Source organism: Phyllobacterium sp. 628, assembly GCF_014189505.1.
In the GTDB taxonomy this organism is placed as follows: Bacteria; Pseudomonadota; Alphaproteobacteria; order Rhizobiales; family Rhizobiaceae; genus Phyllobacterium.
The window spans coordinates 3,465,947-3,482,474 of sequence record NZ_CP050301.1 but is presented as its reverse complement, the minus strand read 5'-3'; the positions used below and the strand labels follow the sequence as shown (position 1 = coordinate 3,482,474).

15 protein-coding genes and 1 pseudogene are annotated in these 16,528 nt (G+C 54.8%); 6 read left to right on the top strand and 10 right to left on the bottom strand.

The window, feature by feature from the left end; all coding sequences use genetic code 11:
- Window positions 1-38: 38 nt before the first annotated feature.
- On the bottom strand, window positions 39-341 hold the full coding sequence (locus HB779_RS18755) for a helix-turn-helix transcriptional regulator (protein WP_188343749.1): 303 nt from the start codon (window positions 339-341) through the stop codon (window positions 39-41).
- 111 nt (window positions 342-452) lie between these two features.
- On the opposite strand from HB779_RS18755, the gene HB779_RS18750 reads away from it, so the two are divergent.
- From HB779_RS18750 to HB779_RS18730, 5 genes are all read left to right on the top strand, one after another.
- On the top strand, window positions 453-1,550 hold the full coding sequence (locus HB779_RS18750; RefSeq protein ID WP_188343748.1) for an NADH:flavin oxidoreductase/NADH oxidase: 1,098 nt from the start codon (window positions 453-455) through the stop codon (window positions 1,548-1,550).
- A 209-nt stretch (window positions 1,551-1,759) separates the two neighbouring features.
- Entirely contained in the window at window positions 1,760-3,067 is a 1,308-nt protein-coding gene (locus tag HB779_RS18745) for an O-acetylhomoserine aminocarboxypropyltransferase/cysteine synthase family protein (RefSeq protein WP_188343747.1), read from the top strand.
- A 651-nt stretch (window positions 3,068-3,718) separates the two neighbouring features.
- Window positions 3,719-4,759 (top strand): methionine ABC transporter ATP-binding protein, encoded by a 1,041-nt coding sequence (locus HB779_RS18740; protein ID WP_188346008.1) that lies wholly within the window; start codon window positions 3,719-3,721, stop codon window positions 4,757-4,759.
- Entirely contained in the window at window positions 4,749-5,414 is a 666-nt protein-coding gene (locus tag HB779_RS18735; protein WP_188343746.1) for a methionine ABC transporter permease, read from the top strand. The genes HB779_RS18740 and HB779_RS18735 overlap by 11 nt, the downstream gene beginning before the upstream one ends.
- 28 nt (window positions 5,415-5,442) lie before the next feature.
- Window positions 5,443-6,225 (top strand): MetQ/NlpA family ABC transporter substrate-binding protein, encoded by a 783-nt coding sequence (locus HB779_RS18730; RefSeq protein WP_371823873.1) that lies wholly within the window; start codon window positions 5,443-5,445, stop codon window positions 6,223-6,225.
- A gap of 137 nt (window positions 6,226-6,362) precedes the next feature.
- Here the strand turns inward: HB779_RS18730 and ugpC are convergent, their stop codons facing one another.
- From ugpC to HB779_RS18685, 9 genes and pseudogenes are all read right to left on the bottom strand, one after another.
- Window positions 6,363-7,433 (bottom strand): sn-glycerol-3-phosphate ABC transporter ATP-binding protein UgpC, encoded by a 1,071-nt coding sequence (gene ugpC, locus HB779_RS18725; protein WP_188343745.1) that lies wholly within the window; start codon window positions 7,431-7,433, stop codon window positions 6,363-6,365.
- A gap of 1 nt (window position 7,434) precedes the next feature.
- Window positions 7,435-8,282, bottom strand: a pseudogene (gene ugpE / locus HB779_RS18720) (sn-glycerol-3-phosphate ABC transporter permease UgpE).
- A gap of 11 nt (window positions 8,283-8,293) precedes the next feature.
- Entirely contained in the window at window positions 8,294-9,184 is an 891-nt protein-coding gene (gene ugpA / locus HB779_RS18715) for a sn-glycerol-3-phosphate ABC transporter permease UgpA (protein ID WP_188343744.1), read from the bottom strand.
- Window positions 9,185-9,250: 66 nt separating this feature from the next.
- Window positions 9,251-10,561, bottom strand: coding sequence for a sn-glycerol-3-phosphate ABC transporter substrate-binding protein UgpB (gene ugpB / locus HB779_RS18710; protein ID WP_188343743.1), 1,311 nt, complete (start codon window positions 10,559-10,561; stop codon window positions 9,251-9,253).
- 147 nt (window positions 10,562-10,708) lie between these two features.
- The gene (gene pncA / locus HB779_RS18705; protein WP_188343742.1) at window positions 10,709-11,308 is read right to left on the bottom strand and encodes a bifunctional nicotinamidase/pyrazinamidase; all 600 of its coding nucleotides are present in this window, start codon (window positions 11,306-11,308) and stop codon (window positions 10,709-10,711) included.
- Window positions 11,309-11,555: 247 nt separating this feature from the next.
- On the bottom strand, window positions 11,556-12,719 hold the full coding sequence (gene nagA / locus HB779_RS18700; RefSeq protein WP_188343741.1) for an N-acetylglucosamine-6-phosphate deacetylase: 1,164 nt from the start codon (window positions 12,717-12,719) through the stop codon (window positions 11,556-11,558).
- The gene (locus HB779_RS18695) at window positions 12,716-13,726 is read right to left on the bottom strand and encodes an SIS domain-containing protein (protein WP_188346006.1); all 1,011 of its coding nucleotides are present in this window, start codon (window positions 13,724-13,726) and stop codon (window positions 12,716-12,718) included. Before HB779_RS18695 ends, nagA begins: the two co-directional genes overlap by 4 nt.
- Before the next feature lie 17 nt (window positions 13,727-13,743).
- Entirely contained in the window at window positions 13,744-14,532 is a 789-nt protein-coding gene (locus tag HB779_RS18690) for a GntR family transcriptional regulator (protein WP_188343740.1), read from the bottom strand.
- On the bottom strand, window positions 14,525-15,412 hold the full coding sequence (locus tag HB779_RS18685) for an N-acetylglucosamine kinase (protein ID WP_188343739.1): 888 nt from the start codon (window positions 15,410-15,412) through the stop codon (window positions 14,525-14,527). Before HB779_RS18685 ends, HB779_RS18690 begins: the two co-directional genes overlap by 8 nt.
- A gap of 198 nt (window positions 15,413-15,610) precedes the next feature.
- Between HB779_RS18685 and HB779_RS18680 the strand changes: the two genes are divergently transcribed.
- Window positions 15,611-16,522 (top strand): N-acetylmuramic acid 6-phosphate etherase, encoded by a 912-nt coding sequence (locus tag HB779_RS18680; protein WP_188343738.1) that lies wholly within the window; start codon window positions 15,611-15,613, stop codon window positions 16,520-16,522.
- Window positions 16,523-16,528: the final 6 nt, after the last annotated feature.

The following is a 16,528-nucleotide window of genomic DNA, read 5'->3' as shown; positions in this document are numbered from 1 at the left end:
TCTGCTCACAAAGATTATATGCAGCTTTTCTGCAAAGCCTATGCCGGGACCGCGAGAATAGCTGGGAGCAAGCCAGGAAAGACTTCGGCAAGTTCAGTTGTGCGCAATTCGTTTATCCTCGACGTCCCGTCATTGCGTGTCTTGATGATACCGGCCTCGCGCAGCACGCGAAAATGATGGGATACGCTGGATTTGGGATGGCCATTTTCGAGCGCCGCGCAGGTGGCTTCGCCTTCCCGTGCCAATTGGCGAACGATTGCCAAGCGGATGGGGTCGCTCAAAGCGTAAAGCACTGACCCAAGTTGCACTTCATTGATTTGTGGGTGGCGATATTCTCTCATGTTCGTTCTCTAGCACAAAATTTTGTGTATTGCTATTGTTCGAATTATATCGAACTATGGAAATATCAAGCGGGCGGATTGCCTGTACAATTTTTGATCTGGAGCAACAGTATGGCCTCTCTTTTCGAACCCTTCACTTTGAAGGACGTGACTTTGCGCAACCGAATCGCAGTGTCGCCCATGTGCCAATATTCGGCAAATGACGGTGTGATCAACAATTGGCATCATGTGCATCTTGGCGGATTGGCGCGGGGTGGATCCGGGCTGGTGATTGTCGAGGCAACAGCCGTGTCGCCGGAAGGGCGCATTACTCCTGGCGACGCGGGACTGTGGAATGACGAACAGGCCAAAGCGTTTGCGCCAGTCGTCCAGACAATCAAGGATGCTGGGGCCGTTCCGGGCATTCAGATCGCCCATGCCGGGCGCAAAGCGAGTGCCAACCGCCCATGGGAAGGCGATGATCACATTGCCGAGGACGATGCACGCGGTTGGGAAATCATTGCACCGTCAGCAATCGCTTACGGCGGAGGTCTGCCAAAAGTGCCTCGCGAAATGACCAAAGCCGATATCGAGCGTGTGCAGCAGGCATTCGTTGACAGCGCCAAGCGGGCACTTTCCGTCGGGTTCGAATGGCTGGAGCTGCATTTTGCCCATGGTTATCTCGCACAGAGCTTTCTGTCCGAACATTCAAACCAACGGACGGATGAATATGGCGGTAGTTTTGAAAACCGCAGCCGTTTCCTGATCGAAACGGTGCGTGCTGTTCGTGCCGTCTGGCCGGAGAACCTGCCACTTACGGCCCGTCTCGGCGTTATCGAATATGACGGCCAGGATGAGCAGACCTTGAGCGAAGCCATTGAGCTGATCAAGCAGCTGAAAGCCAATGGGCTTGATTTCATCGATGTCAGCATGGGCTTTTCCGGGGGCAAAGCCAATATTCCGTGGGGACCAGCCTTCCTCGGTTCCATCGCGGAACGTATTCGCAATGAAGCTGATCTTCCGGCTTCCACCTCCTGGTACATCAGCACACCGCAGCAAGCGGAAGCTTTGGTCCAGGAAGGCAAGGTTGATCTCGTTATGCTTGGTCGCCCCCTGCTTACCGACCCGCATTGGCCATTCCGTGCGGCCAAAGAACTCGGCGTTGAAAAGCCATCATGGGTTCTGCCGTCGCCCTATGCGCATTGGCTGGAACGTTATCGGGCCGCGTAATTGTAACCAGACCAACAGCAGGGAATGGATTGCTCCATTCCCTGTTTCGATACAATGGTGATCGTATAAACCGACCCTATTGGCCATATTTTTAGAATGGCGTTCTCACAAGCGGCTGAAATATAAAACAGCCTGCGTGGTCCCGTTTGGGAACACCTCCTAGTGTCTTGGATGATCATTCCCGTCATACCAACACAAGGATGAAACCTATGGCCGTCCATTTGCATCCCGAAACCATCGCCCTGCACGCCGGCTGGCGGGCTGATCCCGCTACGGGCGCTGTAGCAGTGCCGATTTATCAGACAACGTCCTATCAATTCCGTGATACCGAACACGCGGCCAATCTGTTTGCGCTGAAAGAGCTTGGCAATATTTACACGCGTATCGGCAATCCAACGACCGACGTTCTGGAGAAGCGCATTGCGGCGCTTGAGGGTGGTATTGCCGCTCTTGCTGTTTCATCAGGTCAGGCTGCTTCGGCCATTGCCATTCAGAATCTTGCCCGGGTTGGCGACAACATTGTCAGTTCCACAGATCTCTATGGCGGCACATGGAACCTCTTTGCCAACACATTGAAGGATCAGGGTATAGAAGTGCGCTTTGTTGATCCGCAGGATCCGGAAGCATTTCGCCGGGCTACGGACGAGCGAACCCGCGCGTACTATGCTGAAACGCTGCCCAATCCAAAACTCACCGTGTTCCCCATCGCGGAAGTCGCCGCTATCGGCCGTGAATATGGCATTCCGCTGATCGTGGACAATACAGCCGCGCCTTTGATTGCTCGCCCGTTGCAGCACGGTGCGGCGATTGTTGTGTACTCTACCACCAAATATTTGGGCGGGCACGGCACTTCCATTGGCGGCGTCATTGTTGATGGCGGGCATTTTGATTGGGAGAAATTCCCGGAACGCCAACCAGCACTCAACACGCCAGATCCCAGCTATCATGGCGCGGTCTGGACAGACGCTGTGAAGCCCATTGGTCCAGTTGCCTATATCATCAAGGCACGTGTGACACTCTTGCGTGACCTTGGCTCAGCCTTGTCGCCGTTTAACGCGTTCCAGACCATTCAGGGCATAGAGACACTCTCACTGCGCCTTGCACGCCATGCGGAAAATGCCCAGAAAGTCGCCGAATTCCTGGCAAAGCGGCCGGAAATTGCCAAGGTTATTCATCCGTCACAACAAACCGGTATTGATCGCGAACGCGCCGATAAATATCTGTCGGGCAGTTTTGGCGGTCTCGTCGGCTTCGAACTGAAGGGTGGCTTGCAGGCAGGGCGCAAATTTATCGAAGCGCTGGAATTGTTCTATCATGTTGCCAATATCGGTGATGTGCGCAGTCTGGCCATTCATCCGGCAACCACAACACACTCCCAGCTTTCGCCGGAGGAGCAGCGTGCGAGTGGTGTATCGGACGGATATATCAGGCTGTCGGTCGGTATCGAACATATCGACGATATTCTTGATGATCTCGAGCGTGGCCTGAATGCGTCAAAACTTGCACTCGCCGCTTGAAACCTGAGGTTGGTTGGAATTTGCCAGAAGATGTTGTAGATTTCTGGAGTGAGGGGCGGACTTTCGCCCACCCCTCTGGGACTAGATTGCGAAATGGACCCGGATTATCAGCTGCCAGCCGGTCCGGGTTCTTTTCACAACTAGCGTGACACCAAACGGTCTATACCGCATTGTTCACCTCCAGTTTTGAGAGCAAGGCCGTTGCCACGGTCGGGGAGGCCCATCTCCCCGATACACCGGCTGGCTCGGTGCGTGCTGCTTCACTCTCAAAACTGATGACACTTAAAAGCGCCTGTCTCGATTCATGGTGTTAGCTCTCGCACTTGACCAGAAACGCCGGGTTGAATCGCATGAGGTAAGCGGTTGTTTTAATTTGAAATTTCGACAATATGGCGTGGTGATTGTGCTTTCGTCTAACGAATTTCTTATTTGTCCGCCGACGAATTGAACGTTCCCACAATCGAAAATGTTCATCTACAGCGCAGCGCTCTATCGAAATCTCGACTGGATCAGTATAGACAGTCGCAAACAGACAACAGGGCGGCTGCAAATGCAGCGCAAGTGACTATGACAGTTGAAATATCAAAGATAGAAAAAGTGCGGCGTGCGGCTGTTGGAAATAAATTGACCGCAACTAACACCGCGACTCCCATGGTGGCTTTTGAAGGTGTTTCCAAACGCTTTGCGGCGGGCCGTACCAGCGCGGAAGTTGTGGCGCTTGACGGGATTGATCTGGCAGTTCCACGTGGCTCGGTGACGGGCATTATTGGGCGGTCCGGCGCTGGTAAATCCACGCTAATCCGACTGGTCAACGGGTTGGAAAAGCCAACCAGCGGCCGCGTCGTTGTGGATGGCATGAACATTGCGGAACTTGATGAGAAAAACCTGCGCGATGTGCGCCGCTCGATAGGGATGATTTTTCAGCACTTCAATCTGTTGTCATCGCGTACAGCCTTCGACAATATTGCCTTGCCACTGGAAATTGCAGGTATCGACAAGCAAACCATTGAAAAGCGTGTCACGCCACTGTTGGATCTCGTAGGCCTATCAGATAAACGTGACCGCTATCCTTCCGAACTTTCCGGTGGACAGAAACAGCGGATTGGCATCGCGCGGGCGCTGGCGACGGAACCGAAGCTCCTTTTATCCGATGAAGCGACGTCAGCACTCGATCCAGAAACAACGCGGTCGATTCTTGCTCTGCTGAAGACGATCAACAAGGAATTGGGTCTGACAGTTCTGCTGATCACCCATGAAATGGAAGTGATCAAAACCATAGCCGATCATGTTGCGGTTATTGACGGCGGACAGATCGTTGAACAGGGGCCAACCTTTGAGGTTTTCACCGGGCACACACACGCAACGACGCGATCGCTGCTGGGCGGGCTCGCCGGTCTGCATTTGCCGGAGTTTCTGACGCGGCAGATGGTTGAGGAGCCGGAGGCCGGGTTGCGGACGATACTTCGTATCATCTTCAAGGGCGAGAATGCGACGGAGCCCATGCTGGCACGGCTCGGCAGTGACCTTGGCATCGAAGTCAATATTATGGCTGGTGCGGTGGATGAAATCGCTGGACGCCCATTCGGCATGCTGGTCGTGTCGCTGCTCGCCGATGAGGCGAAAATCGCTCAAGCCCGCACGTTCCTTGCGGAACATGGCCTATCCTCGGAGGTTGTCGGTTATGTCCGCTGATATTTTTGCATTGCTGCTCAAATCCACGGGTCAGACGCTATACATGGTCGCTGTGGCGGGGTTGATTGGCTCGCTGTTCGGTATTCCGCTCGGAGTGTTTCTTGCCAACAGCGGCAAGCGTGAACTTTTTGCAGCGCCTGCAACCAACAAAGTACTTGGTCTGATCGTTAATGCCGCGCGTTCGACGCCTTTCATTATCCTTGTTGTCTCCATCATCCCGTTTACGCGGTTGATTGCAGGCACCTCGATTGGAACCAGCGCGGCGATTGTGCCTTTGACGATTGCCACTATTCCCTTTATCGCCCGACTGGTTGAAACGGCCATTCGCGAAGTCGATCCCGGTTTGACAGAGGCCGCACGCGCTATGGGTGCCAGCCCGATCCAGATTGTTTTCAAAGTGCTGCTGGCTGAGGCAAAGCCCGGCATTACGTCGGCGCTGACGCTGACGATTGTCAGCCTGATCGGTTATTCAGCCATGGTTGGGGCGGTGGGTGGCGGCGGTCTGGGCGACCTTGGTATCCGTTACGGTTATCAGCGCTTCATGCCTGATGTCATGGCCATTGTGGTTCTGGTGCTGATCGTGCTTGTCCAATTGGTCCAAAGCGCCGGTGATTGGCTGGCCCGGCGGTTCGACAAGCGCATTCGCCCGCGTTGAATCAATTTTGTTTAAACAGGAGAGTAAAATGTTGAAGAAAATCCTCGCCACCGTTGCGCTTGCGGCAATCCTGAGCGCAACCAGCGCACTGGCTGAAACCATCAAGGTTGGCGTGACGCCGGGCGAACACGCGCAGATTATGGAAAAGGTCAAAGAGATCGCCAAGCCCAAGGGGCTGGATATCGAGATTTTCGAATTTTCGGATTATGTCGTGCCAAACCAGGCGCTGAATGATGGAGAGCTTGATGCCAATTCTTTCCAGCACAAGCCTTATCTCGACAACCAGATTACTGACCGCAAATTCGCTCTTGTTGACGTTGCCTATACGGTCAATTTCCCGATGGGCGTCTATTCGAAAAAGGTGAAGAGCTTCGACGAGCTGGCTGATGGTGCAACCATCGCCATTCCCAACGATCCGACCAATGGCGGCCGTGCGCTGCTGATCCTGGCCGACAAGGGTGCGATCAAGTTGAAGGAAGGCTCGGGCCTGAAAGTAACGCTTGCTGACATCACCGAGAACAAGAAGAACTTCAAGTTTGTCGAGCTTGATGCTGCCCAGTTGCCGCGTTCGATCGATGACGTGGACGCTGCTGCTATCAACACCAATTATGCGCTTGAAGCTGGCCTTGATCCCATGAAAGACCCGATCCTGAAGGAAGGCGAAAAGGCACCTTACGTCAATCTGATCGCTGTGCGTATTGCTGACAAGGACAAGCCTTGGGTAAAGACGCTGATCGAATCCTACCATTCGGACCCGGTAAAGCAGTTCATCCTTGATAAGTACAAGGGCGCAGCTGTTCCAAGCTGGTAATTGCTAGAAATTGCAAGAGAGGGGGATTTGCTATTAGCCCCTCTCTTGGATTTTCTAAGGATTTAGCAAAGGGCTAAATCCAAGAAAATCCATGCTCTCCCGCAAGGGGAGAGAAAAACCTTCATCGATTTCGCGCCTTAAATACGCTTTCCGTCACCGCCGAATAGATGCAGCTTTTCCTTGGGGATGATCACCCGGAGATGATCATCCGGCTGCGAGACAGAGCGGCCGGCCACGCGAACAACAACCCGCTCACCGCCGATGATACCGTAGACATAGCTTTCCGCACCGACAGGCTCGACGCCAAGGACTTTCAAGTCGAGTGCCAGTCCGCCGGCATGGGTGTCGGTTCCAGCCGAAATTTCCAGATCTTCCGGGCGGAAGCCAATAACAGCATCTTTGTCCGAAACAGCGAGGCCTTGCGCACCAATGCGCGTACCGTCTTTCAGAACCAATCCGGAACCATCGGCCGTCACAGGTATGAGGTTCATCGGCGGTGCGCCGATAAAGCTTGCAACAAAGGTGCTTGCCGGTTTCTCGTAGATATCGAGGGGTGCTCCGATCTGTTCGACAGCCCCGGCATTCATCACCACAAGGATATCCGCAAGGGTCATGGCTTCGAGCTGGTCGTGGGTAACATAGACACTGGTCACGCCAAGCTGGCGCTGCAGGTTCTTGATTTCCACGCGCATCTGGCCGCGCAGCTTGGCATCGAGATTCGATAGCGGTTCATCGAAGAGAAAGACTTTGGGGTTGCGCACGATGGCGCGTCCCATCGCAACACGCTGGCGCTGGCCGCCGGACAGTTCGCGTGGGCGCCGCTCGAGCAGATGTGTCAGTTCCAATGTTGCTGCAGCCTCGCGCGCACGTTTGTCGATCTGGTCCTTGGGCATGCCGCGATTGCGCAAACCATAGGCCATGTTGTCATAGACTTTCATGTGCGGGTAAAGCGCGTAGTTCTGAAACACCATGGCGATGTCGCGCTCGGCGGGCCCGAGATCGTTCACGACTTTGTCCTCAATCTTGACGGTGCCGTCGGTAATGGACTCCAACCCGGCGATCATGCGCAACAGGGTAGATTTTCCGCAGCCCGATGGACCAACGAGGACACACAATGCACCGTCATTGATTGCGATGTTGACGCCCTTTACCGCCTCGACGGAACCGCCATAGACCTTGCGGACGCCTGTAAGCTCAACACTTGCCATATCATTTCTCCGTTTCGACCAGACCGCGCACGAACCAGCGTTGCATAAGGACAACGACGAGGATCGGGGGAGGATGGCCAGAATGCAGGTAACCATCACCAGATGCCATTCCGTATCGGCATCGGCGAAGGAGATCATTTTGCGCAGTCCGATGACGATGGTCGTCATGTCATTGCGGTTTGTCATCAGCAATGGCCAGAGATATTGGGTCCAGCCATAGATGAAGAGGATGACGAACAGCGCTGCGATATTGGTTTTGGACAGGGGCAACAGAATGTCCTTGAAAAAGCGCCATGGTCCCGCGCCATCAACGCGCGCCGCTTCGACGAGTTCGCCCGGAATGGTCATGAAGAACTGGCGGAACAGGAGCGTTGCTGTTGCCGATGCCATCAGGGGAACTGTAAGGCCCGTATAGGTATCGATGAGGCCGAGATCGACCATCACCTTGTAGGTTGGCAGAATACGCACTTCGACCGGCAGCATCAGTGTGATGAAGATGAGCCAGAAGAAGACCATGCGTCCGGGAAAGCGGAAGAAGACGATGGCATAGGCCGACAGGATCGAGATGATAATCTTGCCGACAGCAATGGCCAGCGCCATGATCGTGCTGTTGATGAGCAGGCGGCCGACACTCACGCCGCCGATGCGGCCAACCCCGCCAAAAAGTGCTGCGGTGTAGTTTTCCCAGAAATGCCCGCCGGGCAGCAGGGACAGTGGCGGGCGCATGATGTCCTGCAGCGACTGCGTCGATGCAACAAAGGCGTAATAGATCGGGAATGCCACGATCAAAATGCCGATAATCAGGATGATATGGGCGACAAAACGGCTGATGGGATTGTTCTGGATCATGATCTTTCCCCTTAGCCGTAGTGAACTTTGCGCTCGACATAACGGAACTGAATTGCCGTCAAGCCGATAACTATGACCATGAGGATCACGGATTGTGCTGCTGAGTCACCAAGGATCAGATTGACGAAGCCGTCATTGTAAACTTTATAGACCAACGTTTCCGTGGCTTTGCCGGGGCCGCCGCCGGTAACAGAATGGATGATGCCGAATGTATCGAAGAAGGCATACACCGTGTTGACGACCAGAAGGAAGAAGGTGGTCGGGGCGAGCAGCGGAAACACGATGGTCCAGAAACGCTTGGTCTCGCCAGCACCATCAATCGCTGCGGCCTCGATCAATGATTTCGGGATCGACTGCAGACCTGCAACGAAGAACAGGAAGTTGTAGCTGATCTGTTTCCACGCCGCCGCGGCAACAACAAGCACCATGGCCTGATCGCCATTGAGCAGCGGGTCCCAATTATACCCGGCGGAACGGATCATATAGGCAAATGTGCCCATCGACGGGTTGAAGAGGAAGAGCCAGAGCATGCCGGCAATAGCCGGTGCGACCGCATAGGGCCAAATCATCAGGGTGCGGTAGATGCCTTTGCCCCGGACAACCTTGTCAGCCATGACGGCAAAGAGCAGGGCAAAACCCATGGCGATCAGCGCGGTTGCAATAGAGAAAACAACCGTGACCTGAAGTGAGTTCAGGTAGTTGGGATCGCTCAGGACGCGCTTGAAATTGCCGAGACCGACAAACTTTGACGACAGACCAAACGGGTCTTCGCGCAGAACAGATTGGCGGATTGCCTGTGAGGCAGGCCAATAGAAAAAGACAATCGTGATGGCAACTTGCGGGGCCAGCAGTAGATAAGGCAGAAATTTGTTTGGAAACGTGACGCGCGTTGACGATGCCATGATTGCCCCTTTTGTAGAAAAGCCCCGCCCGCACAAGGTGCGGACAGGGCGTTCATGGACCGGTTTTTACTGGCCGTTGGCCTGCTTGATGGCAGCATTGCCGCGCTTGACGGCATTGTCGAGAGCCTGCTGGGCAGTCTGTTTGCCCGACAGCATGTTCTCGTATTCTTCATTCTCGATATCACGAACCTGTGGCAGGTTCGGCAGGCGGACACCCTTGGAGTTTTCCGTTGGTGCCTTGCCCATCATCTGCTTGATCGGAATTTCGCGGGCTGGGTTCTTGTCGTAGAAGCCGGACTTTTTGGTTTCTTCATATGCAGCAAGGGTAACAGGCAGATAGCCGGAAACCTGATGCAGGCGCGCCTGAATGTCGGTGCGCGAAAGGAATGTGAAGAAGGCTGCAACACCCTTGTATTCCGCATCGGACTTGCCGGCAAAAACCCAAAGGCTGGCGCCGCCCGGTGTTGTATTCTGCGGTGCGTCTTTTGCTTCAGGATCATAGGGCAGCTGGCCTGTTCCATAGTTCATGCCTGACTTCACCACATCGCCGAGACCACCGGAGGATTCGGTAAAGATGCCGCATTCGCCTGACAGGAACAGTGGCTTGGCTTCTGATGTGCGGCCGCCATAACGGAAGGTGCCATCCTTGGCGAGATCAGCCAGTTCCTGGAAGTGCTTTACGAACAGCGGAGCGTTGATTTTGAGCTCGACGTCGGTGCCTGCAATACCGTTTTCATTGGTACCGTAGGAAACATTGTTCCAGGCTGCAAAATTCTCGGTATGAATCCATGTCAGCCATGTCGAGGTGTAACCGCACTTGGCCGCGCCGCTGGTTTTGATCTTCTTGGCAGCGTCCCACACCTCAGGCCATGTCTTCGGCGGGTTGTTTTCGTCCAGCCCGGCTTTCTTGAAAATATCCTTGTTGTAGTAAAGGATTGGCGAGGAGCTGTTGTATGGGAAAGACAGCATTGTGCCATCTGGCTTGGAATAATAGGCGACAATACCTGGCAGGTAGAGGCTCTTGTCGAACTTGGAACCACCCATCGAGAGAATGTCGGCCACAGGTTTGATTGCGCCTTCGGCGCCCATCATGACACCGGTTCCGGCATCGAAAACCTGCATGATATGCGGCGCCTGTTTGGCACGGAACGCTGCGATACCAGCGTTCAAGGTTTCAGGGTAGGTGCCCTTGAACACCGGAACGACCTTGTAGTCGCTCTGGCTCTCATTGAATTCCTTGGACAGTGTTTCAACAACCTCGTTGTTGGCACCGGTCATGGCGTGCCACCAGCTGATTTCGGTGACAGCAAAAGATGAGGTGGAGGACGCGAGGATAAATCCGAACGCGAGGCTGAGCGAAGTGCCGCGAAATGTCATGTGTGTCTCCCATAATGAGGCGTCATCTAGAGTGCGCTTACGGGCACTATCCCCATTATGTGACAGAGAAACAACAGTTTTATAACTTTAGTCCAAAGTCTCGCACTCTGCCTGTGGAAAAAATGCGCAGCTGTTCACTTTTTCCCATCAGATCAGGGTGACACCGGCTTTGCGCATTGTCGCGAGCAAGGTGGCAAGCGATCCGCCCATGTCGATTGCGCGGCAGGCATCGAGCAGGACATCGGCGGCAAATCCGTGCGTAACGGCATCCAGTGCCGAGTACGCAACGCAATAATCCGTCGCGAGACCGGCAAAAGTAACATTGGTGATTTCGCGCTCACGCAGATACCCGGCAAGGCCGGTCGGTGTCTTGTGGTCATTTTCGAAAAACGCGGAATAACTATCGATATGTGGCCGGAAACCCTTGCGGACAATCAGCTCTGCCTTGGTCCAATGCAGGTCCGGGTGAAAGTCAGCTCCGGGCATCCCCTGAATACAATGATCCGGCCACAGGGTCTGTTCGCCATAGGGCATTTTGATTGTTTCAAACGGAGCCTTGCCGGGATGGGTCGAGGCAAAGCTTGAATGACCTGCGGGGTGCCAGTCCTGCGTGAGGATGACGTGATCGAAACGCATGATCAGTTTGTTGATAATCGGGATAATCTCATTGCCGCCATCAACCGCCAGTAAGCCGCCGGGGCAAAAATCGTTCTGCACGTCAATGACGATCAGTGCATCCTTCGCCATCCTATTTCTCCGATTATCCAAGACTGATCAGTATGATCAATCGGAGAATGCCGTCAACTCGGGTGGTGTTCTGTGAAATGAATTACATCAAATTCAGCACGTGGTTCGACAGGCTCACCATGAGGGAGATAGTTGGGTTGTAAAGCCAGCCGAGCAGCAGGGTAGAAGGTGACTCATTGCAGCACACCATCTCCCTCATGGTGAGCCTGTCGAACCACGCACAATAGCAGTGCCAATCACCCTCTTATTAGCTACGGGCGAAATGCAGATCGCCATCGATCCAAACCTGCGTGACGTCCAGAGCGTCATCGAGATGCACGATGTTGGCGACGTATCCTGAGCCAATCCGGCCGTATTGATGGTCGATGCGGATGCTCTCGGCAGGATAAAGCGAAGCCATGCGCAACGCTTCATCAAGATCAAGGCCCAGTTCGCGATGCACGAAACGCACGGCTGAGATCATGTCGAGATCAGCCCCTGCCAGCGTTCCGTCCTCGAGGGTGAGGCGGCCACCGGCACGCCGGATCGTTCTGCCATTAAGTGTGAAGGAGGTGATGTCTGTGCCAATAGTCGACATGGCGTCGGTTACAAGAAAGATTTTTGCCGGTCCTTTTTTGGCGCGCAGAGCAATGGCCATCGATGCTTTGGTGACATGGAACCCGTCGGCGATCAGTCCTGCGGACAATTCGCCGGATTCAAGCACAGCGCCCACCACACCAGGGCTGCGGTGGCCAAGCTGGCTCATGGCATTGAACAGGTGCGTTGCCATGGACGCACCGGCATCTTTTGCAGCAATCGCCACCTCGTAGGACGCACCGCTATGACCAATGCTGACCACAATACCGGCATCGACCATCGCTTTGATCTTGTCGGCAGGGACCGTCTCGGGTGCGACCGTTGTGAGCAGAACCGGCAATTCCTGCACCGCCTCGACAATGGCAATCAGATCGCTGTCTTCCATCGGGCGGATGAGTGCCGGGTCGTGGGTGCCCTTGTGCGATACCGAAAGATGCGGTCCCTCCAGATGCAGGCCGATAAATCCGGCGACTTTTTCCTGCGCAGCCGCTTTGCCTGCAGCAATGGCTGCATTGGTGATGGCAGGCGTATCCGTGATCAGTGTCGGCAACAGAGCGGTTGTGCCGAATGCGAAGTGCGCCTTGCAGATTGTCCGGATCGCGTCGACAGTCGGGCCGTCGTTGAGAAGGACGCCGCCCCCGCCATTGACCTGAAGGTCGATAAAACCCGGAACCAGCTTGCCGCCATTCAACTCAACCAGTCGGGTATCTGCGGGCACATCTGCTCTGGCAATGATGCCAGTGATCAAACCTTCATCCACCAGGATAGCGGAACCGGCGTGCCAGCTTTGTCCGTCGAAAATGTCGGCGCCGGTCAGTGCATAGGCAGTGCTCATATTGTTTCAGTCACTTTTCTCAAATGCGGTGGCTCATCCGGGTTCAGACCACGGCTGCGGGCAAAACCTTCCACGAAAGCGTAAAAAGAAACAAGGAGGGCGAGGGGATCCGTCAGCGGATGTGCCGTTGCAATGAACGGCAGCGCTGTTGCCTTGGATGGCTTCGTTGAGGTGAGAAACACTGAAGCACCCTGTTCGGCAAGCCGGTCTGCCGCTTCGACCAGCGAATCTTCCGCCGCATCGCGTGCAGCCAGAACTAATACCGGAAAGCCTGTGCCGACAATGGCCTTGGGGCCGTGCATGACTTCAGCGGCACTGTAGGATTCTGCATGCATTGCGCTGGTTTCCTTGAATTTCAGCGCGACTTCATTGGAGATTGCCAAAGACGGGCCACGACCCAGCACAAAGATTGAGTTCTCGTTTTTCATGGCTGCAGCAAAGGGCGACCAATCGCAGCGGATGGCTGCCGTCAGAGCCTTGGGAAGCGCATCAATCGCCGCAAGAAGCTCTTCATCCTGCGTCCAATGGCCGATCAGGGCGAGACCGGCAACGGCGGAGCTGACAAAGGTTTTCGTGGCAGCGACGCTGCGTTCCTGCCCGGCAAGGATGTCGATGGCAAAATCGCTGGCATAGGCAAGATCGGAATTGATTTCATTGGTGATCGCCAGCGTCAGCGCGCCGCTTTCGCGCGCAGCCTTGGTCATGCTGACAATATCCGGGCTCTTGCCGGACTGGGAAATGGAAAGCGTCGCAGCGCTGGCGAGTTTCAAGGTGATGCCATAGATCGAAGCAACCGACGGTCCGAGCGAAGCGACGGGAATTCCTGCGGTGAGCTCCGTTGCATATTTCAGATAGGCCGTAACGTGATCCGATGAACCACGGGCAATCGACGCCAGAAAGGGCGGATTTTTCTCGCGCAGCTTTGCCCCGGCCTTGGCCAGTGTATCGCGGGATGCATCGAGAAACCGTGCCGTCACATCCGGGATGGACTCGATTTCTTCGCGCATAAGGGTTCGATTGGTGGTCAAAGCACTGCTCCTGAAATTTCCGAAGAGTCGCCGAGCTTCAGTTCGGCGACGAATTCATAGGCGTCTGCCCGGTAAATAGACCGGGTAAATTCGATTACTTTTCCCGATTCGAGATAGGATATCCGCTCGATATTGAGGCTGGCGGAACCGGCTGGCACTTCGAGCAACTTGGCGTCATTCTCTTTGAGAATGGCTGCAGAAATGCGCTGAATGGCGCGCGCAGGCCGATTGCCGCCTTCGGCCAGAACCGCGTAGAGCGACAATGTGACCAGCTCGGGATTGGGCAGAACTGCAATTGACAGCGCTGCCCGCTCGATTGCCATCGGGGTATCGTTGGCTACGCGCAGACGGCTGATACGCGCGACTTTTTCCCCGGACGAAAGCCCGAGCGTCACCATCTCTTCCGGCGACGGTGCATAGATACCGCGATCAAGCCAGGTCGAACGAACGATCATGCCGCGCCGGGCCATGTCTTCGGTGAATGATGTTAGGTGTGACAGGGACTGCTCCACGCGCTCGGAGCGGGGCGCAACGAAGGTGCCGGAGCCATGCCGCTGCACAAGCAAGCCAGTCGTGACCAGCCCTTGAACCGCCTTGCGTACGGTGACACGCGAAATATCGGCAATGGTGGCGAGTTCACGTTCCGGCGGCAGGGCATCGCCGGGTTGCAGCATGCCGTCGCGAACGGCTGTTTCAATCAGTCGTTGCAGCTTGACATAAAGCGGGCCGCCACTGGCAGAGCCGTCATTGAGTGAAGGCAGGATATCGATCAGACCATCAGCCATGAACAGCCTCCTTGCGTGCGGATGCGAAGTTTTTCACCGCGAGCTGTACAGCACCCGTCAGCGCATCATTCAACGGTTTTTGCAACCTGGTTCGATAACGTGGTGAAATGCGCTTTTCATAAAGCGCGCCGAGTCCGCCAAGCAACGACAAACGTTCCTGTCCTGATGGCATAATTGCATCAAGACCTTCTTCGATCTGAGCGGCGGATTTCTGCAGGATTGCCAGTGCAACTGCATCACCCAGTTTTGCATATTCAAAAACCAATGGTGCGAATGTGCCGAAATCACTTGGCCGCGCCGAATGGGCAAACTCAACAATCTTGTGCGGATTGTTCTCGAACTGCTGCATGATCTTATCGGTCAGAGGCGAGCCCGGATGAAAGCGATCATAGGCAAGCAGAGTTTCTTCGAGAAGATCGCGGCCAACACGTGCACCGCCTGCGAGATCGCCGACCTTGAAACCCCAGCCGCCGGCAAAGCGAATGTCGTTGCCGTCGCGCGTGACAAACACAGAACCTGTTCCGATAATCACCACGGTGCCATCATTGTCGCCGAGTGCGCCCTGCAGGGCGATCACGCCATCCGAGGAGACCAGCGAGTGCTGAAAGGGCAGGGTAAGCTGCAGTTTTTGGCCATTGCCGCCGACATTGGCGCCGGCAAGTCCGAGAACGGCGGCGGTGCCGGGAATAGCTGACGGGTCAATTTTCGCATTATTGAAAGCCGAATGCGTGGCGTCGAGGATGTTGAGACGTGCAGTCTCCATATCGGTCATGATATTGGCCGAACCGCTTTTGCCGATGCCCAGAACGCAGCCGCTCATGTCGGCTACAGCGGCTCTGCAGCCGGTTCCACCACCATCAATTCCCAGGAGATATGTCACGTTTCATTGTCCTCCAAAAATAGAATACCAATAAAATACCAATAGCCAAGCGTTAATTCTCTGTTTTTTCCATTTTCGCATATACTATTGATTTTAAATAATAAATTTATTTGTATGAAAATCAATATGAGATTTTTTTAAGAACTACTGGACAAGTGGTATTTTTTTGGCATTAATTATCGCAACGAGGAGAGGCGAGTGGTGGTAACCCGTACCGAGCAACGCAATGACAAGGCATCCGGACTGGACGAGCGATCGCCAGAAGATGTCTTGCGTTTGCTGCACGACGCGCAAATCGAGGCTGCGGCTTCGGTGGCGCGTGCTACGGATTCCATCGCCAAGGCGGCAAAGCTGGCAGCTGAAACGCTGGCCGCTGGCGGTCGTATCGCCTATGCGGCAGCAGGCAGTTCCGGCTTGATGGCATTGGCCGATGCACTCGAATTGCCTGGCACTTATGGCATTGCTCCGGATCGGATCGTGATCCTGCTGGCCGGCGGTGTCGATAGTCTCAAACGCCTTGCTGGTACCTACGAAGATGATACCGATCAGGCAGCCAAAGATATTGCCAGCGCCGGGCTTGATAGCAGCGATTGCCTGATTTCGATCTCGGCCAGTGGCACAACGCCCTATGCGCTTGCGGCCATCGATGAGGCCAAGCGGCGCGGTCTCAAGATAATTGCTATTGCCAACAATCCCAATGTCCCGCTTTTCCAGAAAGCCGATGTAGCGGTTACGCTGGAAACTCCACCTGAAATTGTCGCGGGATCGACACGCATGGGGGCGGGGACCGCGCAAAAGATTGCGCTCAATCTACTTTCGACGCTGATGGCCGTGCATCTTGGTCACGTCCACGACGGCTATATGGTCAATCTCGTTGCCGACAATGAAAAACTGCGCGAACGCGCGGCGCTTATCGTGTCCGCTATCGGCGCATGCAACATCGTTGACGCTAAACAGCATCTGGCATCCACAGGCGGTTCGGTGAAGTCCGCAATTTTGCTGGCTGCCGGTGCGGAAAACGCAAAACAGGCATCACACATTCTCGAAAGCAATCAACAGAGGCTACGCCCGGCGCTTTCGGAACTCAAAGGGAGCCTCGGCTCTCGTTAACGGCAC